A 26,062-nucleotide genomic window follows, 5' to 3' on the forward strand; every position below is an offset into this window, starting at 1 on the left:
GCCGCATCTTTGCACACCTGATCCATCGGTAACTTCCTACAATTCGGTATCGAAAATGGGAGACTGTCATGAAAGTTATCGTATTGGGTTCAGGGATCATCGGCACTGCATCCGCCTGGTTTTTAAACAAGGCAGGCCATGATGTCACCGTGATTGATCGTCAACCGGGCGCCGCCCAGGAAACCAGTTTCGCCAATGGCTGCCAGATTTCCGTCTCGCACGCCGAGCCATGGGCCAATCCGGCCGCGCCAATGAAAGTGCTCAAGTGGCTGGGCAAGGAAGATGCGCCATTGCTGTATCGCTTCCGCCCGGAATGGCTGCAATGGCGCTGGGGTATCAACTTCCTGCGCGAATGCACCCCGGGCCGCACCGCCGATAACATCCGCCAGATCGTCGCGATTTCCGAATACAGCCGGCAAACGCTGCAAGCCGTGCGCGCCGAAACCGGCGTCGATTACGACTGCCTGACGCGCGGCATCCTGCACTTCTACACCGACCACAAGGATTTCGAAGAGTCCCTGCCTGCCGCGAAACTGATGCGTGACCTGGGTTGCCAGCGTGATTCGATCGGCGCGGACGAAGTCGTGCGCATCGAGCCGGCACTGGCGCGCATCCGCGACAAGATCGTCGGCGGCGACTTTACCGCCAGCGATGAATCCGGCGATATCTACAAATTCACCACCGGACTGGCCAGGAAATCCGAAGAAGCCGGCGTCAAGTTTCAGTTCAACACACAAATCACCCGCTTGCTGACCGAAGGCACCGGCGCCTCCGCCAAAATCAGCGGCGTCGAAATCATCAATGAGCATGGCCGTCATGAAGTGCTGCGCGCCGACGCCTTCGTAATGGCGCTGGGCAGCTTCTCGGTGCCGCTGGTCAAGCCGCTGGGCATCGATCTGATGATCTATCCGGGCAAGGGTTATTCGGCCACCTACGCGATCACCAATCCGGACGTCGCCCCATCGGTTTCACTCACCGACGATGGCTACAAACTGGTGGTTTCGCGACTCGGCGACCGCCTGCGCGTAGCGGGCACCTGCGAATTGAATGGCTACGGCCGCGATTTGAATACCACACGCTGCGAAGCCATCACGCGCCGCACCCGCGAACTGTTCCCGGACGCCTGTGACTTTGACAATCCGGTGTACTGGACCGGATTGCGCCCACTGACACCGTCGAACGTGCCCTACATAGGCAAAACCAAGTTCAGCAACCTGTTCCTCAATACCGGACACGGCACGCTCGGATGGACCATGGGTTGCGGTTCGGGTCGCGCCATCGCTGACATCATTTCCGGCCGTCAGCCGGACGTCGACTTCGCCTTCACCGGCATGCCGCGCAGCACGAAGGCAACACCAGCCAGGGTACTGCCGGCAGGCGCCTGACATCCCTGCACGACGACTGTTGTTTAAAGTCACATGAATCGAGGCCGTTAAGTGAAACTACTTACCGGCCTCAATTTTCGTTGTGGGGCGCGGCTTGCAGCGCGATTTGCCGCTGCAGGCCGCATCAGTGCTGGCGCCGGGTTTTGTCATCCAGGCGCGGACCCGCGCGTTGTGGGATGCATAAGGCGGTTTTCATTTGCTGGAACGGACCTGAATTTCAGTCGCTTTTTCATCAAAGGCAATACGCGTGGCAAACTTGGCGCGCTTCATCGGGAAACGGGATTGAAAATGGCGCACGTTGCCGGAGCCGGAAATGACCCGTCGCACAAACTGGTAATAGCCGTCCATATCGATCACATGCACCACCAGGAAATAGTCAAAGTCGCCGGAGACAAAGTAGCATTGCATGACCTCGCTTTCCTTGCCCATGCGCGCCTCGAATTCCTGCATGTGCTCGTCGGATTGATTGGTCAGCGAGACCTCGAGGAAAGCCAGCATGCCGTACCCCAGCGCGAACGGATCGACCATCGCGACATCGGCGCTGATGATGCCGGCAGCACGCAACTCACGCAGTCGGCGCAGGCAGGTTGGCTGCGAAATATGCACCTTCTCGGCAAGCGTTCTGGTCGGCGTCTGGTTGTCCTTTTGCAGCAGGTTCAGCAGCTTGCGATCGACTTTGTCGAGGACATAAAATTTGGACATATAAAAATTGCGTAAATGATAAAAAAACCGCAGAAAAACGCTATGCGAGCAGGTTGTTAGTGTTGTACCGTCATCCTTGTTCAGAAATCTGAATCAGGGAGTGTTGCAGTAACCTTGTTTTTTTTCAATCCTCAGGAGGCTATTTATGCAGTTCAAGACAAAAATGATTCCATTGGCTGGCGCGATTGCCTTTGCATTGGCAGGATCCGCCGCAGCACAGGAACAGGTCGTCAAAATCGGTCACGTTGGTCCAATCTCGGGTGCCATTGCGCATCTGGGCAAAGACAATGAAAATGGCGCGAAAATGGCAATCGATGAACTCAATGCCAAGGGCGTCACGATCGGCGGCAAGAAAGTCAAATTCGAACTGCTGACAGAAGATGACGCAGCTGATCCAAAGCAAGGTACCGCAGTCGCACAGAAACTGGTCGATGCCAAAGTCAATGGCGTGATCGGTCACCTGAACTCCGGCACCACCATCCCTGCCTCGAAAATCTATTACGAAGCCGGTATCCCGCAAATCTCGCCATCCGCCACCAATCCAAAATACACGCAACAAGGCTTCAAGACCGCCTTCCGCGTGGTGGCCAATGACGGTCAACTGGGTGGCACGCTGGGTCGCTATGCAGTGCAGATCCTGAAGGGCAAGAAAATTGCGGTCATCGATGACCGTACCGCCTACGGCCAGGGCGTCGCAGAGGAATTCATCAAAGGCGCCAAAGGCAAATCGCCAAGCGTCGAAATCGTTGCCACGCAATACACGACTGACAAGGCAACTGACTTCAATGCGATTCTGACCTCGATCAAAGCAAAGAACCCTGACGTTGTGTTCTTCGGCGGCATGGATGCGGTTGCAGGTCCGATGCTGCGTCAGATGAAACAACTCGGCATCAATGCCAAGTTCATGGGCGGCGATGGTATCTGCTCCGAGGCATTGGCAACACTGGCAGGCGATGGCATGGCCGACAATCAAGTCGTCTGCGCTGAAGCCGGTGGTGTTGAAGACGCACAGAAAAAAGGCATGGACGACTTCAAGGCAGCCTACAAGAAGAAGTTTGGCATCGATGTGCAGATCTACGCACCGTACGTCTATGACTCGGTCATGACCATGGTCGATGCAATGGTCAAGGCCGGTTCCGCCGACCCGGCCAAATATGCGCCAGTGCTGTCGAAGATCCAGCACAAGGGTGTTACCGGCAATATCGCATTTGATGACAAGGGCGATATCAAGGACGGCACACTGACCCTGTACACATACAAGGCCGGCAAACGCGTTCTGCTCGCAGTCACCAAGTAAAGACAGCTGTTGTTGCATGAAGCGCCACGCCCTTCGGGTCGTGGCGCTTTTTTTTCGTGCCTGATTTACTGAAAGTTCTCATGTCCAAAAAAGTAGCGGTCATTACTGGTTCGTCCTCCGGCATCGGCGCCGCCACCGCCATCCTTTTTGCCCGCAACGGCTACGATGTCGTCATCAACTATTCCCGCAACCCGGCGCCCGCAGAAGTGGTTGCCGAAGCATGTCGCGCGCTTGGCGCAGCGGTCATCGTGGTGCAGGCCGATGTCTCGAAGGATGCCGATTGTCGCGCGCTGGCAGCGGCTGTCGATGCCAAATGGGGGCGCGCCGATGCGCTGGTCAACAATGCCGGCACCACCAAATTCGTCGCGGCCAAGGATCTCGAGGGATTGTCCGCGCAGGATTTCCAGGATATCTATGCCGTCAACGTGATTGGCGCCTATCAGATGATTCGCGCTTTCGCGCCCCTGATGATGCGCAATCCCGGCGCCGGCATCGTCAATGTGTCATCGGTGGCTTCCGTGATGGGAACCGGGTCCAGCATTGCCTACATGGCGTCGAAAGGCGCATTGAACGCGATGACGTTTGGCATGGCACGCGCGCTGGCGCCGGCGATCCGGGTCAATGCGGTCGGTCCTGGCATGGTCGAAACCCCGTGGTTGCAGCAAGGGCTCGGTGCCGAACGCTACGAGGCCAGTCGCGCCCACTTCCAGAACGTGACGCCGCTGGCCGCCACGATCCAGCCGGAAGACGTTGCCGACGCCTGCTTTTGGCTGTGCAATGGCGCGGCCAAGACCACCGGGGAATTCATCCTGATCGACAGCGGCTTTGCCAAATTCCCGACGCTCGGACGTTGATCGCGTTCTGAAAGTGGTCGCCAGCACAACTTTGCATGATCGCCTATGCTGTGCGCTGTTATCCGGCCTTTGCCACTTTCAGTACTTTTCGATCAATCGCTTTCGAGGACCCTAACCATGCATCGAACCACCCGTCATTTGGCCAAACGTACCCTGTTGTCCCTGGCACTTGCCAGCGCCACACTCGGCACCCTGCTTGCACCGATTTCCTCCATCGCAGCGAGCCCGGCGCAACTGAAAACCCAGGTACCCGGCTTCTACCGGATGGCGCTGGGAGATTTCGAGATTACGGCCCTGTATGACGGCTATTTCGAAGCCGAACAAGGCCTGTTCAAAAACACCACGCCACAGGAAATGCAGAAGCTGCTGGCGCGCGCTTTCGTCAACAAAAAAGGTTTTCAAAGTGCTGTCAACGCATACCTGATCAATACTGGCACCAGCCTCGTTCTGGTCGACACAGGCTCGGCAAAATGTTTCGGCCCGACGCTGGGCGCACTTCCGGAAAGTCTCAAGGCGGCCGGCTATGACGCCAGCCAGATCGATACGGTGGTAATTACCCACCTGCATCCGGACCATGCCTGCGGCCTGATCAGCGCCGACGGCAAACTGGCCTTTCCGAACGCAACGCTGCGCACCGCCAAGGCCGAATCCGATTTCTGGATGAGCGAAGCCGTTGCCGCAAAGGCACCGAAAGACGCCCAGGGATTTTTCAAGATGGCGCGTGAATCGGTTCAACCCTATATTGACGCGGGCAAATTCAAGCCCTTCACCGGCAATGAAACGATCGCGCCCGGCATCGCCGCAGTCCCGACGCCAGGCCATACGCCCGGACATACCAGCTACAAGATCAGTTCAAGGGACCAGAATTTGCTGATCCTGGGCGATCTGATCCACAGTTATGCGATGCAGTTTCCGCGTCCGGGCATCGCCATCGCCTTTGATGTCGATAGTGCAAAGGCAATTCCAATGCGTAAAAAAATCTTCAGCGAGGCGGCGCAACAACAGACCCTGGTGGCCGGTGCGCATCTACCCTTCCCAGGCATTGGGCAGATTCGCGCCGAAGGCAGTGGCTATGCCTGGGTGCCGGTGCAATACGCGCCCTACGGTGTCGGTCGATAAAGACGTCCTTGCGCCCATAAAAAAACCGCCGGTGGAATACACCCGGCGGTTTTTTTTCAATCCATGTCGATGCGATTACTTCTGCTGCAGCACCCATTTCACCAGCGTGCGCGCTTCAGCTTCGTTGACCTGCGCATTGGCCGGCATTGGCACCGCACCCCAAGCGCCGCTGCCACCCTTGAGCACTTTTTGGGTCAGCTTGTCTTCCGCATCCTTTTGTCCCGCGTACTTTGCCGCGACGTCTTTGTACGCCGGGCCGACAACTTTGGTCGCCACCGCATGGCACGCCATGCAGTTCTTTGCCTTGGCGAGTTCAAGACTTGCGAAAGCTGCATTGGATGCCAAGGCCGCCAATGCAAAACACACCAAAAGGGAACGTTTCATCAAGATCTCCATGTGAGGGGTGGTGCAGATTCTACCGTGATTCGGTCAATCCGCCTGTACCCGGATGGAGCCAACAACGCCACGTAACATGCCCGGTTGACGGGTTTGGTTGACCGTTACTTTCTTTAACACTATTCTTGCGAGGAAAAGGAAACTCCCATGCCCATCATCATCCTCATCGTCGTCCTGTCGCTACTGCGATATTTTGAAATCGGGCCGGTCGCCAATCTGTCGTGGTGGTGGATCGCCGGCCTGTTTGGCGTGGCGTTCCTGTGGTTCGAGTTCTTCGAACGGATGCTCGGGCTCGACAAGCGCCGTGCCCACGATGAGATGGACAAGGCGCGCGACGCCCGCGTCAAGAAGGCTTTCGAGAAAAAACCCGGCAGCCGTCGCTGACCCTACGGCATCACCCGGTGACAGCGCCCTTGCTGGCCGACGATGTCAAGGCGGCAAACTTCGACAACACCCCGCGCGTATAGCGCGGCGCTGGCGCCTTCCAACCGGCACGTCGCCGTGCGATTTCCTCGTCCGGCACATTCAGCTGGATCAGCAATTGACGCGCGTCGATCGTCACTGAATCGCCTTCGTGCACCAGCGCGATCGTCCCGCCTTCGAAGGCTTCCGGTGACACGTGACCCACCACCATGCCCCAGGTCCCGCCTGAAAAACGGCCGTCGGTAATCAGGCCGACCGACTCGCCCAATCCCTTGCCGATCAAGGCCGCAGTCGGCGCCAGCATTTCCGGCATGCCCGGTCCGCCTTTTGGGCCGAGATAGCGCATGACCAGCACGTCACCCGGCTTGATCTGATCGGCCAGAATCGCCTCCATGGCCGAATACTCGTCTTCAAACACCCGCGCCGGTCCCGTGATGACAGGATTTTTCAGGCCGGTGATTTTGGCGACGCAGCCTTCCGGCGACAAATTGCCCTTCAGGATGGCCAGGTGCCCCTGCTTGTAGAGCGCTGTTTCGATCGTGTGGATCACATCCTGGTCGGCCCGTGGCACATCCGGCACATCGGCCAGTTCCTCGGCCATGGTGCGCCCGGTGATGGTCATGCAGTCGCCATGCAACAGCCCGGCGTTGAGCAACAGCTTCATCACTTGCGGAATACCGCCCGCCTTGTGCAGGTCGGTCGCGACATACTTGCCCGACGGCTTGAGGTCGCAGATGACCGGCACCTTGCGCCGGACCATTTCGAAATCGTCGATGGTCCATTCGACTTCCGCTGCGTGCGCAATCGCCAGGAAATGCAGCACGGCGTTGGTCGAGCCACCCGTGGCCATGATCACCGACACGGCGTTTTCAATCGATTTGCGGGTAATGATGTCGCGCGGTTTCAGGTCCCGCTTGATGGCTTCGACCAGCACGCGCGACGACTCTGCCGCGGAGCCGGTTTTCTCGTCGTCGGGATTGGCCATGGTGGAGGAAAACAGCAGCGACATGCCAAGTGCTTCGAAGGACGACGACATGGTGTTGGCGGTGTACATGCCGCCGCACGATCCTGACGACGGACAGGCATTGCGCTCGATGCCATCGAAATCTTCCTGCGACATGCGCCCGGCGGAAAATTCACCGACCGCTTCGAAGGCCGAGACGATGGTCAGGTCCTTGCCCTTCCAGTTGCCCGGCTTGATGGTGCCGCCGTAGACATAAATGCTCGGCACGTTGGTGCGGGCCATGGCGATCATGCCGCCCGGCATATTCTTGTCGCAGCCGCCGATGACCACGCAGCCGTCCATCCACTGCCCGTTGACCGCGGTCTCGATGCAGTCGGCAATGACTTCGCGCGAAATCAGCGAGTACTTCATGCCTTCGGTGCCCATCGACATGCCATCGGAAATCGTCGGCGTACCAAATACTTGCGAATTGGCGCCGGCTTCCTTGATGGTCCGGATCGCGATATCGGCCAGCTTCTGCAGCCCGGAATTGCACGGGGTGATGGTCGAATGACCATTCGCAATGCCCACCATCGGTTTGTCGAAGTCGGCCTTTTCATAACCCATGGCGTAGTACATCGAACGGTTCGGGCTGCGCGAAATGCCCTGCGTGATGTTTTTCGAGCGGCGATTGAACGTCATCATGTTCTCCAGATGCGAATAAAAACGCTACCTTGCCTTGCGCATCGCGTACTGTCAAATATATGATTCACGCAAGATTGAGAGGTTTTGCATATGATTGAACTGCGCCCGTTGCGTTACTTCGTCGCCGTTGCCGAAGAGCTTCACTTCGGCCGTGCGGCCGTGCGACTGCACATGACGCAGCCACCGCTGTCGCAAACCATCCAGGCGCTCGAAAGCACGCTCGGTCATGCCTTGTTCGTCCGGTCCAATCGCAGCGTCGCCTTGACGCCGGCCGGCACGGCGCTACTGACCGAAGCGCGCCGCCTGCTGGCGCAGGCGCATGCGCTGCCGGAACTGGTGCGGCAAGCCGCCAGCGGTGCCTCAGGCCGACTGGCACTGGCATTCGTCTCTACCGCCGATTACAGCGTGCTGCCGGCATTCCTGCGCGAATTTCGCGAACATTACCCGCAGGTGCAGATCGAATTGCGCGAAGCCACCACCGATGTGCAGCTCGACGACCTGGCGCAGGGACGGATCGACGTCGGCTTGCTGATTCCGCCGTTGCCGGAAAAATCGCGCACCGAAATCGCCTGGCTGCCAGTCCTGTCGGAATCGCTGATCCTGGCTGCGCCAAAGGGATTGCCAGCCCTGGCCGGCAAGGGCGCGGTCGCACTCAAGGCGGTGGCAGATCTGCCGCTGATTATTTTTCCGCGCCGGATCGCGCCGGCTTTTCATGATGCGATCCTGGCCACCTTCCACGAGGCCGGATTGACGCCGCGCATCGGCCAGGAAGCGATCCAGATGCAAACGATCGTCGGGCTCGTTTCGGCCGGCATGGGCATCGCCCTTGTGCCACAATCGGTGTCGAATTTGAAACGCCCTGGCGTCGAATACAAAACCCTGCGCGGCAAGACGCCGTTGGTCGAGACCGGACTGGCCTGGCGGCGCGACAACCCCTCGCCGGTGCTGCACGCTTTCATCGAATTATTACGAAAGAAAAAATAAATGCTGATTCACCCAATGCCTGACCCGATAGCGCTGCACCTCGGTCCGATTGCGATCCGCTGGTACGGCCTGATGTACCTGGCAGCCTTCATGCAGTTCATCGTGCTGGGCCGCCTGCGCATCAAGCAGGCGCATATCGCCGTCATGGGATGGACCAGGGAGGATCTCGACGACATGCTGTTTTACGGCGTGCTGGGCGTCGTGATTGGCGGCCGCCTGGGCGAAGTGCTGTTCTATCACCCGGACTGGTATTTCAGCCACCCGCTCGAAATTCTGATGGTCTGGAAAGGCGGCATGTCGTTCCATGGCGGCTTCCTCGGCGTGCTGCTGGCGATGGCGCTGTGGAGCAAGAAGCGCGGGCGCGACTGGATGGATGTGATGGATTTCATCGCACCCATGGTGCCGCTGGGCTATGCGTTCGGCCGAATCGGCAACTTCATCAATGCCGAATTGCCCGGCCGCGTGGCCGATGCGACGCTGCCGTGGGCAATGATCTGGCCGAACGTCGACAACCTGCCGCGCCATCCGTCGCCGATCTATCAGGCGCTGGTGGACGGACTGCTGCTGTTCATCGTGCTGTGGCTGTATGCGCGCAAACCGCGTCCGCGACTGGCTGTCAGCGGTCTGTTCGCACTGGGGTATGGATGTGCGCGCTTCTTCACCGAATACTTCCGCACGCCGGACTATGACGTCACGCTTGGTCCGATCACCATTTCAGCGGGCCAGATGCTGTCAGTGCCGATGATCGTGCTGGGGATTGTGCTGCTGCTGCTCGCCTACCGTGCCAGGCCGTCGCAACCACGTACTCGATAGCTCAAGCGGGCGGCGCGATCAGGTGCTGGTTGATCCAGCGCCATTCGGCCGGCGCCACGCGAGTGATCGATAGCCGGTTGCCTTTTTGCAGCAACGGCATGTCGGCCAGTTCCGGCGCGGCGCGCAGGGTCGCCAGCGGAATCAGCGGCACCGCGCGCAGGGCCTTGACGTCGACCATCACCCAGCGCGGTTGTTCGGGGCTGGCTTTCGGATCGAAGTAATGACTCTGCGGATCGAATTGGGTTGCATCCGGATAGGGCGTGCTGACGATTTCGGCCAACCCGACGATGCCCGGCTTCGGACAGCTGGAGTGATAGAACAGTACGCCATCGCCGACCCGCATTGCGTCGCGCATGAAATTGCGCGCCTGGTAATTGCGGATGCCGAACCATGCGACCGTTTGATCCGGCGCGGCCAGCACATCGTCGATACTCGATTCGGTCGGTTCGGATTTCATTAACCAGTAAGCCATGGGAGGTAATTGCTTTCCAGATCAAGCGCCGCGAACGAAAAAAAACGGCTGCATCTTCATGCAACCGCTTCAGAATAAAACCCCGCTGGTGCCGCTTTGCCGGCATCCCGAACCAAACGGTTCAAGGTGGCCACAGTTAGTTCAATTTCGGGTTCATCGGACTAGCGACGCGCACGCCCATCAAACAAAATTCCGCGGCCGATGCACATAAATGGTTCAAGGAATATATGGCAATCGCAAACACTGCAGGGAAATCAAAGTCTACTCCGATCGACTCCTCTGTCAAACCTTTTGCGTTCTTTTATTCAATCCATCTCGCGATGTGAAAGACGCGGTTCAGAACAGATTTTCCTGCGGCGCAAGAGCAGCATCGAGCACTGTGTGCATGCTGCTGATCTGCAGCTTGACCTCGGCCATGCTGAGCTCGGACAGCGGTCCTGCCGGGGCTTTGGTCGACAGCAATTCGGCCGCGATCCCGAGTGCCGCCATCACGGCGATCCGGTCATTGCCCTTGATGCGGCCGGCATCGCGGATAGTGCACATGCGCGCATCGAGGTAATCGCAGGCGGCCTGCAATGCGACCTGTTCATCGGCCTTGCAGGCCAGCGTATACGGCTGGCCCATGATGGTTACCTGAAGCTGGATCATGCGGATTCCTCGACGTCTTTTGCTTCGATTTCCGGCTCGGCCGGCAGACTGTCCATCAACGCGGCGACCCGCTCGTGGGCCTGTGCCATGCGCTGCGCCAGCTCTGCATTCTCGCTGGCGAGAGCGGCGGCCTGTTTGCGCAAGTCATCGTTCTCGCGGCGCAAGGCGCGCGTGAGCTCAGCCAGCAGGTTGATCTTTTCGGATAATTGGGTGAAATCTGAAGTCATCTGATCACTATAGTTGGGCAGTCGAATCTGCGTCAATCGAATCGGGCGACACGCATCATACCAGCCTGAACAACGCCACTCCGACCAGGGTCAGCAACGCACTCAGGCCAGCCACGCAAGCGCCGGCGATGATCCAGCGCCGTTCAATGCCCCACATGCGTCCCGCTGCCGCCGCAGCGACCGGTGCGTCGGTGCTCACTTGCACACCCTCGACGCTGTGCCCGGACGCGATCAGCAATGCCTTCAGAAATTCACCGGCAGCCAGCAGCTCGGTGGTCTGTTGCTGCAACCGCGCGGTGGCTTCGTCGACTGCATTGAGCTGATGCGCGATCGAATCGGCCAGTACCGTTTCGTGCAATGCGACCAGCGCGAAAATCGGGTCCTGCGTATCGACCTTGATGCCGGTCTTTTCGAACACGGCGGTGCGCAACAGGTTCAGGTCCATGGTTTTCATGCGCGCGCTCCTACCATTGCACCGTATCGAGTTGATCGAAGATATCGCGATACACGGTCTTGATGCGCTGTTTTTCCATGACGTTGAATTTGTCGCTGGCGAGCACTTCATCGAGCGTCATGCGCGCGGTGTTCATTTTCTTGATGTCGGCCCCGAAGGTGTCCGAGTTACGCAGCGCCAGTCGCACCTGGCCACGGACCCGCGCGGAGAAATCGTGGAAGGTCGAGGATTCAGCAAACAGTTTGCCGGACGGCGTTTGCAACAAGCCGAAATGTTCGTTCTGCCACAGGATGATCGGCGCCGAGGTCGATTGCGCGGTCGAGACAAAACCCGATGCGGTGTCGTGCAGCGTGTCGCCGCCGCCCACGATGGTGTGGATGTAGACATGGCGGCCAGACTCTTCCAGCAGCGCAAAGGCGTCATTTTCGATCAGGTAGGCCATCAGCGGCGAAAAGGTGTTGGCGCCATTGTCGATGACGCAGTTGCCGTCGGATTCAAGCAGATCGACCATCAGCGCGTCGAAGCGCTTGGGGTCGATGGTGCGGGCATCGGTCATCACCGGTACATGCTTGACGTTCATCGCCCGATAGCGCGAGAAGGTGGTGTTCTCCTGGTCCGTGTCATAGCAACGCACGGTGTCGCTGACCCGGGTTTTCATCCACTGCGCCAGAATGGTCGACACCAGCGTCTTGCCGATGCCGCCCTTGCCCTGCAGGATGAAGTGAACGGTATTCTGCATGCGTAAGTCCTGGAGGCGGTGTTGATAAGGGTGCAGTCAAGCTGCGGTGGCGCTTGATTTTACGACGATCCGGCAGTCAACTGAACAGCATCAACCTGAAATTCTTCGAAACCGCCATCGACGGTGATGATCGCGGTGCGGATCGCCTGACCGACAAACACCGCCTGCGCGGCCAGGCGATAGCGCGCCAGCTGCGCCGCATAATCGGTCCGTTCGCTGGCCAGCAAGCGGCGTTTGTAATCCAGAATCCACAATCCGTCCGGCAACTGCACGATGCGGTCAAAGCGCAGCAGCTCGCCGTCATGCATCAACTCCATTTCATTGCGCGCAAACAGCAACTCCTGCGGATCGAAGAAGCGCGCCAGCGCCGGGGTTTGCAAGATGGTCATTGCCTGTGCCCGCACCGTGACGGCACGTGCAGGCAAACAGCCGAGCCAGCGCGCGATGATGGCTGCCGACGGGACCACGACCGGCCAATCGGCCGACGCCGTCAGTCGTTCCAGCAGTGCATGCAGGGCAATGCCTTCCTCGATTTCCGGCGTGTTGACGACAACCACTGGCTGCGCCGGCGCAGCCAGCACCGGCGGCGCGAACAGCGGCCAGACGAAACCGGCCTGCTGCTGCGACTGCGGCGTTGCCTCGGCCGGATCGAAGTCGACTTCCTCAATCTGTTGCAAGCGGTCGTACCAGCTGTCGGGCACGATCGTCGCGTGCGCACCGGCCACGCCACTGACAATCAATAACTGACGTGCGCGCGTGAGCGCCACGTACAACAGGTTCCAGTCCTCCTGCGTGCGGAACTGTTCTTCCTCGGCGAACAAGGCGTCGCGTGCTGCGCCGCGTTCGGCATTCCTGCCAAAGGCCGAGAAATGCGTCGGCGCCGCCGCCTGTTGCGGCCACTCGCACAGGATGCCGACATCGTCGCGCGACGGCTCGCTGTGATTGGCGTCGAGCAGCACCACGATATCGGCCTCAAGGCCCTTGGCGCTGTGGATCGTCAGAATCCGTACGGCATCGAGCGCGGCATCGACATCGGCGGCATCCGGCGCATCGCTCTGGCTGGCGCCGAGCAAGGCGCGCAAGGCGTCGATGAATTTCGGCAGACCGGGATAGCGCCCGGCGTCCAGATTCAGTGCCAGCGCAGTAAAGGCCTCCAGATTGCCGATCACCTGCGCCCGCTCCAATGCTGACGCCGATGCGGCGTACCGTTGCACCAACTGGCCCTCATGCAAGATCCGGTCGAGCAAATCATGCACCGGCAGCGACGGCGCAAGCGCGAGCCAATGCTGCAAGCGCTGCACCTCTGCCGCCATCACGCCCTGTCCGCCCAGCGTCAGCAAACGTTGCCACCAGTTGCCGCCGGTTTGCTGCGCCAGCAGGATCAGCAGATCGTCATCGGCGCCGATGATCGGCGACTTCAACACATGCGCCAGGGCCCGGTTGTCGCCGGGCGCAATCAGAAAACTCAACAAGGCGATCAGGTCGCCGATTTCCAGCGATTCCAGCAAGCCGCCGCGCCGATTCGACGCAAACGGAATGCCGGCCTCGCGCAGCGCAGTTTCATAGGCGCCCAGATGCGCCCGTTTTTTCACCAGCAGCATGACGTCCGACCAGCGCACCGGCGCGCCATTGCTGGCAGCCAGTTCCAGCCGCGCGCGCGTGATCGCCACCGCCACGGCGCGTCCCTCGTCATGGCGGCGCGCATCGTCCTGCTCATCGAGCGCGCTGACCAGCGAATCCCGCAGCACGAGCCCCGACGACGCCGCAACGCCGGCGCCGGTCTCGATCAGCGGCAAGCGCCACAGCGTGCCGGCGCGGGTCGCCAGCGTGGTCTGCGCCGAGTAGATCGGATTGGCGTCAAAGCTGGCATTGAGCAGGGCAATGATCTCGGGCGCATTGCGTCGGGTCTGGTTGGTCTGCAGGACCGCCGCGCCCTGCTCGGCCAGCATGTCGCGCGCGGCCCGGAAGACGCGCGGTTCGGCCCGTCGAAAGCGATAGATCGATTGCTTCGGATCGCCCACGATGAACACGCTGGGCGCGGCGGCATCGGCGCCATAGGCGCTCAGCCAGGCACGCACGATGCTCCATTGCAGCGGATTGGTGTCCTGGAATTCATCCAGCAAAATATGCTTGTAGCGGGCGTCCAGCCGGCTTTGCAGGTAAGCAGCATGCTCGTCGTTGCTGAGCACGCGCCAGGCCTGCCATTCCAGATCGGCGAAATCGAACACGCGTTGCTCGGCCTTGACCGCCTGATAGCAATCCAGGTAGGCACTGCCGACCTTGAACAAGGCGGCGTTCATCGCAATCACGTTGGTTTCAAAACTGCGCCGCTGCAGCTGCGCCAGTGCCGCACCCAGCGCGGCAAACTCGCGCTCGAAGGTTTCGCCACTGTTTTCGCCGAGGTTTTCTTCGATGGCCTTGAACAGCTTGCCGCGCCGATGATCGTTGCCGCGCGGCTTGCCGCTGTCATCCCAGAACTGGGCATGGATTTGCATGAATCCGTCCAGCGATGGCGCGTCGCTCAACGCGGACTCCAGCGCGACGGCCCGATCCTGGTTGCGCTGCGTGCCCTGGCCGAGCAACCACGCCAGCGTTTGCAGGCGCTTGACCAGTACCGCGTCCTGCCACAGCGACAGCCGTGCGTCGCAGCGTCCGTCCTCGCCACACAATGCGGTCAGCCAGTCGAGTGGCTGGCCCTGTTGCGAGGCGGCCCACCATTCGGCACGCTTGCTGACGAAGGCGTCGAGCAGGCGCTTGGTATTCCAGTCGCCAACCTGCTCATACAGAGCCTGTAACGCGGCGCGCACGTCAGCGTGTTCGGCATCATTAAGACTTTGCAGAAAGCGGCTGTAGGCATCCTGGCTCAGCTCGCCGGTCGCTTCGGTCAGGGTGAAACCATGCGGCACGCCGGACGCCAGCGGCGCCAATCGGATCAGGCGCGCGAACCAGCTGTGGAAGGTATCGATCGACAGCGCGTTGGCGCTGCCCAGCACGGCTTCGTACAGACCACGCGCGACTGGCATCAATGCCGCAAGATCGTGTTCGGCAATCCCGCGCTCGCGCAACAATTGCAGGACTTCCGGCTCCGGCGCGAGCGCCAGTTGCTGCAACAGCTGCATCAGCCGCTCGCGCATCTCCTGCGCCGCCTTGCGCGTAAACGTAATCGCCAGCATTTCGGACGGCGCGGTGCCCGCCAGCAGCAGGCGCAACATGCGCGCCACCAGCAACCAGGTCTTGCCGCTGCCGGCACAGGCCTCGACCACGACCGACCGCTGCGGATCGCAGGCCGCGCCAATGAATGCTGCGGCGGTCGCATCCGCGCCGTTGATGTCGTACGCGCGCGCCATCACCAGGCGCCCTTGCGGCACAACCCGCGCACTTCACAATACTGGCAGACGGTGTCGATACCGTTGGCAGGCAGCGGCGCGCCGGCGGCGATTGCCTGCATCTGCGCAGCGATACGCTGCTCCAGCGCATCCTGCCATTGCAGATAATCGGACGCGGCGACGTCGCCCGTTTTCTGGCCGGTCAGCTCCAGCGCGACATAATGACCGGCGTCCATGCGCGACTCGGCCAGCAGTCCGTAAAACGGCAGTTGATGGTCTTCACCCTGTTTCAGTTTTGTCCGCAATGCCGCCACATTCTTGGTCTTGTAATCGAGTACCGCGCGCGCGCCGTCGGCATGCTGATCGATCCGGTCGACCCGCCCGTGCAGACGCAGTTCGCCGTCCGGCCAGCGCAATACCCGCTCCATCTGCTGCTCGCCAATCATGAATTGCCAGCCCTGTGCCACACGTTCGTCGGCCCAGGCCAGATAGGCTGGCATGACTTTTTTCCAGCGCACGTAGTAACCCAGCGCCGCCGCGGTGCGTTCCAGCTCCTGCTGAAAAATCTGTTCGGAAATCTCGGCCAGCAACTCCGGCCGCTGCGATGCGGGTGTGTCTTCCGCACTGACACGGGCGTGATAACTGGCCAGTATCTGATGCAGCCAGTCGCCGTAATCGCGCTTTTCCGGCAGCTCGGACAGCGTATCGAGCGCGCTCAGGCCGAGCATGCGGGTGGCAAAAAACTGGTAAGGGCATGCGACCAGGCTGTTGTAGCCGCTGGCCGATAATTTGCGCGGCACCAGCGCCGGCGCCGATGGCATCGGCATCGTTGGCAGACGGGGCGTCAGTGCTTGCTGCGCGAGGGCCGTTTGCTGATGCGCCAGCGGCGGCAATGCGTGGCGCGCCAGCGCCAGTTGCAGGCGTTCGATCCACGGACTGGCGGCGTTCGGCTCGCCATTGACGAAGGACTGCCACGACAGCACGATCGGGCTGCCGCTGCCCAACAGCTCGGCAAAATCGCGCAGCTGCTGGCGCTGGCGCGACTCGCGCGTGGCCAGCGCCAGTTCGCGCCGCACCGCATTGGCAAAGAACAGGGTCTCGACCGGCTGCGACGGCAAATGGGCGGCATCGACGCCCACCATCAGCACCGCGTCGAAGGTGCGCAGGCGTGCGCCATTCAAGGGCAGCATGACGACCCGTTTATCGGATTGCGGCGCCACGAACGGCGTCGCTTCCAGTTGCAGGTTGATCAGCGCGCGCCACTCGGCAAACGAAAACAGTTGCACCAGCTCGCCGCATTCTGCCTCCAGTTGATCAAACATTGCGAGAACCTGCTCGCCAGCGACATCCGCAGCCAGCGCGGCACGCATCCCGAGTGCATCGAACACCTCGCGGCTGGTGGCAATCCAGTCGCACAGGCTGCGATTGCGCTGGAACTTGCCGGCCTGCGCGCGCAGTTCGGCAATCAGGCCGCGTTGTTGCGGCAGGGCCAGCGCGACGGCTTCCCAGCCGCCCGCCACATTGGCGCGCAGCAGCGCCAGCTCGATCTGCATCACGCTGTCGCTGTCGACCGGAAAAAACGGCGACTTCAGCAAATCAAGCAGGGCGCCGGTTTCGGCGCGCGAGGTCACCAGCTCGAACCACGCGGCAATTGCCGAGGCGGCACGCGTGGTCGACAGCTTCCATCCGGTTTCGTCGGCCACCAGCACCTCAGCGCGTTCGAGCAGCGCGCGAATGCGCCGCGCCACCACCCGATCCTGGGCAATGATCGCGATGCTGGTGTTGCCGGCAACGATCCAGTCAATCACCGTTTGCGCCCCGCGCAGCGCTTCGTCTTCCAGGCTGGTGGCCGGATACAGCACCACGTTGTCAAGTGCCGCAGGTGCTGCGACTGGCGCCGCATCGTCGACCAGTTCACCCCACGCCGCCAGCAGCACCGGCGCCGCCGCGCGCCAATCGAGCAGCAGTGGCGTGACTGTCTGGCGCTCGCCATAGGCGCTCAGGAAGGCCTGCTCGAAAGGGTCCGGATCGACCGGTGAAATCCATACCATCGGCACGCTGGCGCGCGCTGCCAGCGCCTGCAACTGCGCGAACCGCGCCACGCCATTGTCACGGCCATCGAGTTGGCTTTTCCAGATGCTCCAGACCAGCTGGCTCTCATCGGACAGCACATTGCGCGCCGACGGCGTCAGGCAAGCCAGCGCGTCGTGCCAGCGCTGATCGAGTTGATCCGGTTGCTGCCGAAGGGTTGGCAGCAGGCTTTGCGTCAGCTCGTCCGACAACGCCAACAGGGTTTGCGCCAGCGGCAGCAAGTCCGTATTGCGGCGCGCCGTAAATAATTTCTTCAGCCAGGCGTGCTGGCGCAGCTCGGCATACAACGCCATCAGGCGCTCACTGTCACCGGCAATTCCGTCAGCGTGCGGCGGCTGCAAGTCCAGCCAGGCGGTCAGGGTTGCAATGATTGGTGGCGCAAAAGCAACACCCAAATGCTGCGACAACGCCAACTTCAGCCGCCGTGCATGCTCCAGCGTCGGCACCACGACGCGCACCGCGGAGAAATCCAGACCCGCAACCGCGGGCTCCTGCCGCAGCAACGGCAACAGCAGTTTGGCCACCGCCGGCCAGAACTGCGGCGATGGAGGAATCAATTCGGGGGAACGCAACATGAAATGGAAGCCTGAGATAGCATCATGGGAGCCAGACATTATCACGCAGCGTGACGGAGCATTTGCAGCGCCGCTGCCGGGAGTTCGTTGCACACAACGCGCAGCCCGGGAAAATCAGGTATTATTTCCTCACTTTCCCGCTGCAGGTCTTTGTTTGGCACCTGCCGACCACCTTGATTTCAATGCAAACGTCGCCATGTCACTATGGTAACAACGTGATCGTTGTTAAACGGCACCGTTGTGGCGAGCACAAGATAACTGGTTCCAGGAGCGTCCGACAAAATGGATCTGGCATGGCGTGTTAATGCCGCCAGGCGCACTTTGTCAGACGCCCCAAAGCCGCAGCGTTGATTCAACCCTTACCCCTCCCTTCGAGGAAATCATGAGCGAAAACATCAAACACATCTCCGACGCTTCTTTTGAAGTCGACGTCCTGAAATCTGACAAGCCAGTACTGGTCGACTTTTGGGCCGAGTGGTGTGGTCCGTGCAAATCGATTGCGCCCATCCTTGAAGAAATCGCCAAGGAATACGATGGCAAACTGCAGGTTGCAAAAATGGATGTCGACGCCAACCAGGCCGTTCCGGCCAAGTTCGGCATCCGTGGCATTCCAACCCTGATCCTGTTCAAGAACGGTGTCCCGGCAGCGCAGAAAGTCGGCGCCCTGGCCAAAGGCCAGCTGACCTCGTTCATCGACAGCAATATCTGATACCAACAGCGACGCTGCGCCCGTAGCGTCGCCTTTTACCTGATTACCACCACGCAGCTCCCTCCCCCATCGCCCTCCCCGTCCCGGGACACTCAAAATTAATTCAAAATAATGACCATGCACTTATCCGAACTCAAGGCGTTACACGTTTCCGCCCTGCTTGAAATGGCCATCGGCCTTGATATCGACAACGCCGCCCGCCTGCGCAAACAGGAACTGATGTTTGCGATCCTGAAAAAACGTGCCAAGACCGGCGAACAGATTTTTGGCGATGGCGCACTCGAAGTGCTGCCGGACGGCTTCGGCTTTCTGCGCTCGCCTGATGCCAGCTACATGGCCTCGACCGACGACATCTACATTTCGCCGTCCCAGATCCGCCGCTTCAACCTGCATACCGGCGACTCGATCGAAGGGGAAGTCCGCACGCCAAAAGACGGCGAACGCTACTTCGCCCTGGTCAAGGTCGACAAGGTCAATGGCGAATCGCCGGAAGCCTCGAAACATCGGATCCTGTTTGAAAACCTGACGCCATTGCATCCGAACGAGCCGCTGAAGCTCGAGCGCGAGATGAACGGCCAGGAAAACATCACCGGCCGCATCATCGACATGATCGCGCCGATCGGCAAGGGCCAGCGCGGCTTGCTGGTGGCATCACCAAAATCCGGCAAGTCGGTGATCCTCCAACACATGGCGCACGCGATCACCGCCAATCACCCGGACTGCACGCTGATCGTGCTGCTGATCGACGAACGGCCTGAGGAAGTTACCGAAATGCAGCGCTCGGTGCGCGGCGAAGTGGTTGCCTCGACCTTTGACGAACCGGCCACCCGCCACGTGCAGGTCGCCGAGATGGTGCTGGAAAAAGCCAAGCGCCTGGTCGAAATGAAAAAAGACGTGGTGATCCTTCTCGACTCGATCACCCGCCTTGCACGCGCCTACAACACGGTGATCCCGGCTTCCGGCAAGGTACTGACCGGTGGTGTCGACGCCAATGCGTTGCAGCGTCCGAAGCGCTTCTTTGGCGCAGCCCGCAACATCGAAGAAGGCGGTTCGCTGACGATTATCGCGACCGCCCTGATCGAAACCGGCAGCCGCATGGATGACGTGATCTTTGAAGAATTCAAGGGTACCGGCAACATGGAAGTGCATCTGGAACGTCGCCTCGCCGAGAAGCGCGTCTATCCCGCCATCAATTTGAACAAGTCCGGCACCCGCCGCGAAGAGCTGTTGATCAAACCTGACCAACTGCAAAAAATCTGGGTGTTGCGCAAGCTGCTCTACAGCATGGATGAAATCGAAGCGATGGAATTCATTCTCGACAAGATGAAGGCCACCAAGAACAACGGTGAATTCTTCGACATGATGCGGCGCGGCAATTCATAAGCGTTGCTGACGGAAGACAAAAGGCGCGTTGCGAGACGCGCCTTTTTCCATGCTGCGACTACAAATTCTTGTATAATTCGAGCTCCATTCCAAGGCAAGTGATCATCAATCGGGTCAAGAAGCACGGCGACCGACGAAGTGGCGATTGGCTACCTAACACTACTGAGGCTTCAAATGAAAGACGGCATTCACCCAAATTATCGCGAAGTACTGATCCACGATCTGTCCTGCGATTTCAAATTCGTTACCCGCTCGACCGTTCAGACCCGCGAGATGGCTGAATTCGAAGGCAAGCAATACCCACTCGTGAAGATCGAGGTGTCCTCCGAGTCGCACCCGTTCTACACCGGCAAGCACAAGATCGTCGATACCGCCGGTCGCGTCGAGAAATTCCGCCAGAAGTTCGGCAGCGTTGGTTCGAAAACCCAGATCGCCCAGGATTAATTCTGGTTCAGCACGATCAAAAGGCAGCCTTGGCTGCCTTTTTTGTTTCCTGCGTCTATCTGTTTAAACCATGTTGCCGTTTTTTTACGGCACAATAAGTGCCATTCCAGTGACGGCGCCATGCCACCCTCAAAACCTTGATGAAGCCAGTTCGCCTGCCCGCCTCCGCCACCCGCGCACTGCCACGTCTGGCCCTGTTCGCGCTGTGTTTTCTGTACATCCTGCCGGGCCTGATCGGACGTGACCCGTGGAAGACCGACGACGCCGCCGGCTTCGGCATCATGTGGACCATGGCGCATGGCAGCCTGGCCGACTGGCTGTGGCCGAATATCGTCGGCCTGCCGATGGCCGACAAGGGCCCGCTGACGTTCTGGATCGGCGCCTTGTGCATCAAGCTGTTCGGCTGGCTGCTCGGCGATCCCATGGCGGCACGCGTGGCGACCGTCGGATTTTTCCTGCTTGGCTCGTTGTCGGTCTGGTACGCGACCTTCCTGCTGGGTCGCCGCAGCGAAGCGCAACCCTTGAAGCTGGCCTTCGGCGGACAACCCGAAGCAAAGGATTACGGCCGCACCCTGGCCGATGGCGCCCTGCTGATTTATCTCGGCAGCCTTGGCCTGTTATTGCACAGTCATGAGACCAGCACCGAAGCACTGCAGGTGTCGCTGGTGGCAGCAGCCCTGTACGCCAGCGCGCGGCTGATCGACCTGCCCTCCTGGCGCACCGCACTGTCGCTCGGCGCGACGCTGGGATTGCTGGCCCTGACGCGCGGATGGGTCGTCCCCGCCGGGATCTTCGTGAGTTTGCTGGTGCTGGCAGCCTGGCAGCACCGCGGCCTGCTCAAACTGCTGGCCGGCATGACCCTGCCGGCCGGGCTGATCGTCGCCGGCAGCTGGCCGCTGCTGGCCAACCTGATGCAACCGTTCGGCAGCTCGCCAACGCCACTCTGGCTCGACTGGAACCTGGCGCAGATCGCGGCGCCATCGCTCGACAGCCTGAAATACTTCTTCAAGTACGGCATCTGGTTCACCTGGCCGGCCTGGCCGTTTGCCGGCTGGGCCGTGTACGCATGGCGCCAGCAGAAAAATGCCTTGCACATCGCCCTGCCGCTGAGTTTTGTCGCGGTCTTCGTCTTGCTGGCGCTGATCAATCCGAATCATGTCGAAGGCATCCTGTTGCCGCTGCTGCCACCGCTGGCCATGCTTGCCGCATTCGGGCTACCGACCATGAAGCGCGGCGCCATCAATGCGGTCGACTGGTTTTCGGTGATGACGCTGTCGACCTGCGCCGCGTTCATCTGGATTGGCTGGATCGCCAAGCAGACCGGCTGGCCGGCGCAACTGGCGCGCAATGCGTTCAAGCTCGCGCCTGGCTTCAAGCCCGAGTTCAACCTGCTGGCGGTGATCGTGGCCGCGTGCGCCACGGCCGGCTGGATCGCGGTGGTGCAGTGGCGCCTGTCACGGCAGCCGTCGGTATTGTGGCGTGCGGTGGTGTTGTCCTCGGCCGGGGTGATCCTGTGCTGGCTGCTGCTGATGACGCTATGGCTGCCATGGATCAATTACGGCAAGAGCTATGCCGGCGTCGCGCAGCAAATTGCCCTGAAATTGCCGCGCTCGTCCGAATGCGTCGACACCAACATCGGACCGAGCCAGCGTGCCAGCTTCGCGTATTTCGGCCAGGTCAATTTTTCGCGTTTCGCCGACGGTCCGTGCGACTTCCTGCTGCTGCAGGACAGTAATCAGAAACGTAACGACGTGATGCTTTTCAAGCCTTACAACGGCAGCGCCGAATGGAAGATGTTGTGGGAAGGCCGTCGCCCATCGGATCGCGATGAACGCTTTAGACTGTATCGACGCAGCGGTCGTTGACCGCACCACGGCAAGCGCCAGGCGTCACAAAAAACCAATGACAACGCGTAGTCCAAACTTCGGAGGATGACATGAAAAAATCGGCCCAATTCCAGTGGGATGACCCGCTGCTGCTCGACGCCCAACTCAGCGACGACGAACGCATGGTGCGCGACGCCACGCGCGCCTACTGTCAGGACAAACTGCAGCCGCGCATTCTCGAAGCGTTTCGCCACGAAAAAATGGACGCCTCGATTTTTCGCGAGATGGGTGAACTCGGCCTGCTCGGCCCCACCATTCCCGAGCAGTACGGCGGCCCGGCACTGAACTATGTCTCGTACGGTTTGATCGCGCGTGAAATCGAACGGGTGGATTCCGGCTATCGCTCCATGATGAGCGTGCAATCATCGCTGGTCATGACACCGATTTTTGAATTCGGCACCGAAGAACAGCGCCAGCGCTTCCTGCCGAAACTGGCCACCGGCGAATTCATTGGCTGCTTCGGCCTGACCGAACCCGACCACGGCTCCGACCCCGGCTCGATGATCACGCGTGCAAAGAAGGTCGGCGGCGGCTATGCCCTGACCGGTAGCAAGATGTGGATCTCGAATTCACCGATCGCCGATGTGTTCGTGGTCTGGGCCAAGGACGACGAAGGCGCCATTCGCGGCTTCATTCTCGAAAAAGGCATGGCTGGCCTGTCGACTCCGGCGATCCATGGCAAATTCGGACTGCGTGCCTCCCTGACCGGCGAGATCGTCATGGACAACGTGTTCTGCCCGGAAGAAAACGCCTTCCCCGATGTGCGCGGCCTGAAGGGTCCGTTCACCTGCCTCAATGCAGCCCGCTACGGCATCGCGTGGGGTGCCTTGGGCGCGGCAGAATCGTGCTGGCATATCGCGCGTCAGTATGTGCTCGACCGCAAGCAGTTCGGCAAGCCGCTGGCGGCCAATCAGCTGATCCAGAAAAAGCTGGCCGACATGCAAACCGAAATCACCATGGGCCTGCAGGGCTGTCTGCGACTGGGGCGCATGAAGGACGACGGCACTGCCTCGGTGGAAATCACCTCGATGATGAAGCGCAATTCGTGCGGCAAGGCACTCGACATCGCCCGCACCGCGCGCGACATGTTGGGTGGCAACGGCATCTCGGATGAATACGGCGTGATCCGCCACATGATGAATCTGGAAGTGGTCAACACCTACGAAGGCACGCACGACATCCACGCGTTGATTCTGGGCCGGGCGCAAACCGGGATCCAGGCCTTTTCAAGCTAAGCCGGCAGCGATCAACATCCGAGGTTGCCGTGCAGGGGCAAATCGGACATAATGCTGCCTGCGTTGCCGGGATGGCGGAATAGGTAGACGCACGGGACTCAAAATCCCGCGCTGGTAACAGCGTGCCGGTTCGATTCCGGCTCCCGGCACCAAGCACCTGAATCACACCGTATCAAGAAGTCTCAAAACCCGCATGGCATCTAGCTTCGCGGGTTTTTTGTTGTCTCACGCCATTGCACCCGGTACCATCACATAGCGGTTTTTTGTTGGTGCATTTGTTGGTACGCCAAAAACCACCAAAAACGCATACCAACAACTGGGGCAAAAAATGGCACTGACCGACACCTTTGTTAAGCAGGTAAAGCACAGCGGCGCTAAGGCTGGAGAGAAGCACGGAGACGGCCAGGCGTTGTATTTGTTGGTCAGTGCAACGGGCAAATACTGGCGCATGAACTACCGCTTTGACGGCAAGCAAAAAACACTCTCGCTTGGCACCTACCCGGCAGTTTCGTTACTGAAGGCCCGAAAGAAGCGTGACGCGGCGCAAGAACTGTTGGCGGATAAGATCGACCCCGGTCAAGCTAAGCGCGACGACAAGTTAGCCAGAGCGGACGCGGCAGCGAACACCTTTGAGAGCATGGCGCGGGCGTGGCTGGAAAAAACTGAGTCCAGCCGGGCCGCAAGCACACACGAAAAACTGTCCACATGGCTCAAAAAGGACGTGTTCCCGTCCATCGGCAGCAAACCAATTTCAACAATCAAGCCGCCTGAGGTATTGGCAATGCTTCAAAAGATAGAAGCACGCGGCGCGGTCGATTCTGCACACCAGATCAAGCGGCTTTGTGCTCGCGTGTTTCGCTTTGCGGTGGGATTGGGCGCAGCAGAGCGCGATGTAACTGTCGACCTGAAGAACGCGATACCGCCAGCTATCGAAGTCCATCGTGCCGCAATCACTGACCCGCAACAACTTGGCGGGCTGTTACGGGCAATCGACAGTTATTCCGGCCATGCCTATGCAGCAGCGGCATTAAAGCTGTCACCATTGGTTTTTCTGCGACCGGGTGAACTGCGTTCGGCGGAATGGTCAGAGCTTGATCTTGACGCGGCAGAGTGGCGCATTCCGGCGACGAAAATGAAGCTGCGCATCGAACACATGGTGCCGCTGTCGGCGCAGGCATTGGCGATCTTTCGCGCCATGCAACCGATGACCGGGCAAGGCAAATACGTGTTCCCCAGCATACGCACCCTTGACCGCTGCATGAGCGAGAACACCATCAACGCAGCTTTGCGCGGCATGGGTTACAGCAAAGAAGTGATGACCGCGCACGGCTTCAGGGCGACCGCCAGAACCATCATGGATGAAGTGCTGAACGAACGCGTCGACCTGATCGAGCACCAGTTAGCGCACAAAGTTACCGACGCCAACGGTACAGCGTATAACCGCACCAAACACCTTCCGGCGCGTGGCGAAATGATGCAGCGGTGGGCGGATTATCTGGACAAGCTCCGGGCCGGGGCTGAAGTGATACCGATACGCGCAACGATTTAGCGTTTTACGCCAGCCATAGGCTGATCCCCGAAAACCCGTTTCCCTGACGGGCTGGGCTGGCACCTTTTTTACAGGGGCATCAAGGGGATGCTATGGGTAAGTTTGATACGAAATATGGCGTGCAAATTAGCAGTCTTTTAGAGGGCGTAACATTTCAGGCAGAACGTCGAAATCTGTTTCTGCTTGATGACGGTGTTTTTAGCGCGCTGCTTGAAGAAGGCATGCAAGACGCTGAACCTAATGTCGATGACGAAAATGGAGAGAAATTTTATGAACGACGGATTCTTTGTATCGCAGTTGTACAGACGTCAATAGCGATGACTACGAAAACCGAATCTGAACTAATTGATGCCCTTTGCACTGGTAGCTATCTTATGGGATTTTTGGCGGGCATGCCGGAAAGCCGCACTGCTTGCATCTGCCCTGCTTGCATCATAAAAAATCATCAATCAGGCAATGGAATGAAGGGTGCGGACAAGCGCCATGCACCAATGCGTGAGCTAGAAAAATGGACGGTAGAACAGCGCGAGATCGGAGACGTTCGAACGGCAAACAAAGCTGCACACGAAATGAAGAATGCCGTGATCCAGTATGGGAAAACAATCGGCGCTACTTTGTCAGATGAAAATGCGCAGCGGACTATTGCAGAGTGGCTTCGAAAACCCGCAAAGCTATCCGTTTAGCCGCTACAAAGACACGTCAA

The 26,062-nt window shown here is 59.7% G+C and carries 24 protein-coding genes, 1 tRNA gene and 1 other RNA gene; 15 read left to right on the forward strand and 11 right to left on the reverse strand.

All coding sequences use genetic code 11. The features are described from left to right. Nucleotides 1-68: 68 nt before the first annotated feature. Nucleotides 69-1,385 carry a D-amino acid dehydrogenase gene (locus tag RCH09_RS14255; RefSeq protein WP_326941785.1) on the forward strand — a complete coding sequence of 439 codons (1,317 nt, stop codon included), beginning with the start codon at nucleotides 69-71 and terminating at the stop codon, nucleotides 1,383-1,385. Nucleotides 1,386-1,577: 192 nt separating this feature from the next. On the opposite strand, the gene RCH09_RS14260 is transcribed toward RCH09_RS14255, so the two are convergent. Next, complete coding sequence (locus tag RCH09_RS14260; RefSeq protein ID WP_326941786.1) at nucleotides 1,578-2,087, reverse strand: Lrp/AsnC family transcriptional regulator; 510 nt, start codon at nucleotides 2,085-2,087, stop codon at nucleotides 1,578-1,580. A 145-nt stretch (nucleotides 2,088-2,232) separates the two neighbouring features. Between RCH09_RS14260 and RCH09_RS14265 the strand changes: the two genes are divergently transcribed. The 3 genes from RCH09_RS14265 (at nucleotide 2,233) to RCH09_RS14275 (ending at nucleotide 5,357) form a co-directional block, all read left to right on the forward strand. After that, nucleotides 2,233-3,384, forward strand: coding sequence for a branched-chain amino acid ABC transporter substrate-binding protein (locus RCH09_RS14265; RefSeq protein WP_326941787.1), 1,152 nt, complete (start codon nucleotides 2,233-2,235; stop codon nucleotides 3,382-3,384). Nucleotides 3,385-3,464: 80 nt separating this feature from the next. Next, on the forward strand, nucleotides 3,465-4,238 hold the full coding sequence (locus RCH09_RS14270) for an SDR family NAD(P)-dependent oxidoreductase (protein WP_326941788.1): 774 nt from the start codon (nucleotides 3,465-3,467) through the stop codon (nucleotides 4,236-4,238). 117 nt (nucleotides 4,239-4,355) lie between these two features. Next, nucleotides 4,356-5,357 (forward strand): MBL fold metallo-hydrolase, encoded by a 1,002-nt coding sequence (locus tag RCH09_RS14275; protein ID WP_326941789.1) that lies wholly within the window; start codon nucleotides 4,356-4,358, stop codon nucleotides 5,355-5,357. A 75-nt stretch (nucleotides 5,358-5,432) separates the two neighbouring features. Here the strand turns inward: RCH09_RS14275 and RCH09_RS14280 are convergent, their stop codons facing one another. Next, on the reverse strand, nucleotides 5,433-5,741 hold the full coding sequence (locus tag RCH09_RS14280) for a c-type cytochrome (protein WP_326941823.1): 309 nt from the start codon (nucleotides 5,739-5,741) through the stop codon (nucleotides 5,433-5,435). 159 nt (nucleotides 5,742-5,900) lie between these two features. Between RCH09_RS14280 and RCH09_RS14285 the strand changes: the two genes are divergently transcribed. After that, nucleotides 5,901-6,137 carry a TIGR04438 family Trp-rich protein gene (locus RCH09_RS14285; RefSeq protein WP_326941790.1) on the forward strand — a complete coding sequence of 79 codons (237 nt, stop codon included), beginning with the start codon at nucleotides 5,901-5,903 and terminating at the stop codon, nucleotides 6,135-6,137. 10 nt (nucleotides 6,138-6,147) lie between these two features. Here the strand turns inward: RCH09_RS14285 and ilvD are convergent, their stop codons facing one another. Continuing rightward, nucleotides 6,148-7,821, reverse strand: coding sequence for a dihydroxy-acid dehydratase (gene ilvD / locus RCH09_RS14290; protein ID WP_326941791.1), 1,674 nt, complete (start codon nucleotides 7,819-7,821; stop codon nucleotides 6,148-6,150). A 93-nt stretch (nucleotides 7,822-7,914) separates the two neighbouring features. Here ilvD and RCH09_RS14295 point away from each other — a divergent pair, with 93 nt between their 5' ends. Both RCH09_RS14295 and lgt read left to right on the forward strand, forming a co-directional pair. Beyond that, nucleotides 7,915-8,808 (forward strand): LysR substrate-binding domain-containing protein, encoded by an 894-nt coding sequence (locus RCH09_RS14295; protein ID WP_326941792.1) that lies wholly within the window; start codon nucleotides 7,915-7,917, stop codon nucleotides 8,806-8,808. Next, entirely contained in the window at nucleotides 8,809-9,621 is an 813-nt protein-coding gene (gene lgt, locus RCH09_RS14300) for a prolipoprotein diacylglyceryl transferase (RefSeq protein WP_326941793.1), read from the forward strand. A gap of 1 nt (nucleotide 9,622) precedes the next feature. Here the strand turns inward: lgt and RCH09_RS14305 are convergent, their stop codons facing one another. From RCH09_RS14305 to RCH09_RS14340, 8 genes are all read right to left on the reverse strand, one after another. After that, complete coding sequence (locus tag RCH09_RS14305; RefSeq protein WP_326941794.1) at nucleotides 9,623-10,093, reverse strand: EVE domain-containing protein; 471 nt, start codon at nucleotides 10,091-10,093, stop codon at nucleotides 9,623-9,625. Nucleotides 10,094-10,168: 75 nt separating this feature from the next. Then, nucleotides 10,169-10,348: non-coding RNA, 6S RNA (gene ssrS, locus RCH09_RS14310), on the reverse strand. An 81-nt stretch (nucleotides 10,349-10,429) separates the two neighbouring features. Continuing rightward, nucleotides 10,430-10,741: a cell division protein ZapA gene (locus RCH09_RS14315; RefSeq protein WP_326941795.1), complete on the reverse strand. Its 312-nt coding sequence runs from the start codon at nucleotides 10,739-10,741 to the stop codon at nucleotides 10,430-10,432. Then, on the reverse strand, nucleotides 10,738-10,968 hold the full coding sequence (locus RCH09_RS14320; RefSeq protein WP_326941796.1) for a DUF904 domain-containing protein: 231 nt from the start codon (nucleotides 10,966-10,968) through the stop codon (nucleotides 10,738-10,740). The genes RCH09_RS14315 and RCH09_RS14320 overlap by 4 nt, the downstream gene beginning before the upstream one ends. Nucleotides 10,969-11,023: 55 nt before the next feature. After that, on the reverse strand, nucleotides 11,024-11,422 hold the full coding sequence (locus RCH09_RS14325; protein WP_326941797.1) for a hypothetical protein: 399 nt from the start codon (nucleotides 11,420-11,422) through the stop codon (nucleotides 11,024-11,026). Nucleotides 11,423-11,432: 10 nt separating this feature from the next. Further along, nucleotides 11,433-12,161, reverse strand: a complete 729-nt coding sequence (locus RCH09_RS14330) for a hypothetical protein (RefSeq protein ID WP_326941798.1) — start codon at nucleotides 12,159-12,161, stop codon at nucleotides 11,433-11,435. Between the two features lie 59 nt (nucleotides 12,162-12,220). Further along, nucleotides 12,221-15,508, reverse strand: coding sequence for a UvrD-helicase domain-containing protein (locus RCH09_RS14335; protein WP_326941799.1), 3,288 nt, complete (start codon nucleotides 15,506-15,508; stop codon nucleotides 12,221-12,223). Then, on the reverse strand, nucleotides 15,508-18,153 hold the full coding sequence (locus RCH09_RS14340) for a PD-(D/E)XK nuclease family protein (RefSeq protein ID WP_326941800.1): 2,646 nt from the start codon (nucleotides 18,151-18,153) through the stop codon (nucleotides 15,508-15,510). The genes RCH09_RS14335 and RCH09_RS14340 overlap by 1 nt, the downstream gene beginning before the upstream one ends. Before the next feature lie 382 nt (nucleotides 18,154-18,535). Here RCH09_RS14340 and trxA point away from each other — a divergent pair, with 382 nt between their 5' ends. From trxA to RCH09_RS14380, 8 genes are all read left to right on the forward strand, one after another. After that, nucleotides 18,536-18,862, forward strand: a complete 327-nt coding sequence (gene trxA / locus RCH09_RS14345; protein WP_326941801.1) for a thioredoxin TrxA — start codon at nucleotides 18,536-18,538, stop codon at nucleotides 18,860-18,862. A 117-nt stretch (nucleotides 18,863-18,979) separates the two neighbouring features. Then, nucleotides 18,980-20,245, forward strand: a complete 1,266-nt coding sequence (rho, locus tag RCH09_RS14350; RefSeq protein WP_326941802.1) for a transcription termination factor Rho — start codon at nucleotides 18,980-18,982, stop codon at nucleotides 20,243-20,245. Between the two features lie 174 nt (nucleotides 20,246-20,419). Next, nucleotides 20,420-20,689 (forward strand): type B 50S ribosomal protein L31, encoded by a 270-nt coding sequence (locus tag RCH09_RS14355; protein ID WP_326941803.1) that lies wholly within the window; start codon nucleotides 20,420-20,422, stop codon nucleotides 20,687-20,689. A 140-nt stretch (nucleotides 20,690-20,829) separates the two neighbouring features. Further along, complete coding sequence (locus tag RCH09_RS14360; protein WP_326941804.1) at nucleotides 20,830-22,554, forward strand: ArnT family glycosyltransferase; 1,725 nt, start codon at nucleotides 20,830-20,832, stop codon at nucleotides 22,552-22,554. 71 nt (nucleotides 22,555-22,625) lie between these two features. Further along, nucleotides 22,626-23,810 (forward strand): acyl-CoA dehydrogenase, encoded by a 1,185-nt coding sequence (locus tag RCH09_RS14365; RefSeq protein WP_326941805.1) that lies wholly within the window; start codon nucleotides 22,626-22,628, stop codon nucleotides 23,808-23,810. A 65-nt stretch (nucleotides 23,811-23,875) separates the two neighbouring features. Then, nucleotides 23,876-23,962 (forward strand) — tRNA-Leu (locus RCH09_RS14370). A gap of 176 nt (nucleotides 23,963-24,138) precedes the next feature. Beyond that, complete coding sequence (locus RCH09_RS14375; protein ID WP_326941806.1) at nucleotides 24,139-25,359, forward strand: tyrosine-type recombinase/integrase; 1,221 nt, start codon at nucleotides 24,139-24,141, stop codon at nucleotides 25,357-25,359. Between the two features lie 92 nt (nucleotides 25,360-25,451). After that, nucleotides 25,452-26,042: a hypothetical protein gene (locus RCH09_RS14380; RefSeq protein WP_326941807.1), complete on the forward strand. Its 591-nt coding sequence runs from the start codon at nucleotides 25,452-25,454 to the stop codon at nucleotides 26,040-26,042. Nucleotides 26,043-26,062 lie beyond the last annotated feature (20 nt).

Source organism: Actimicrobium sp. GrIS 1.19, from assembly GCF_035984655.1.
Taxonomy (GTDB): Bacteria; Pseudomonadota; Gammaproteobacteria; order Burkholderiales; family Burkholderiaceae_D; genus Actimicrobium.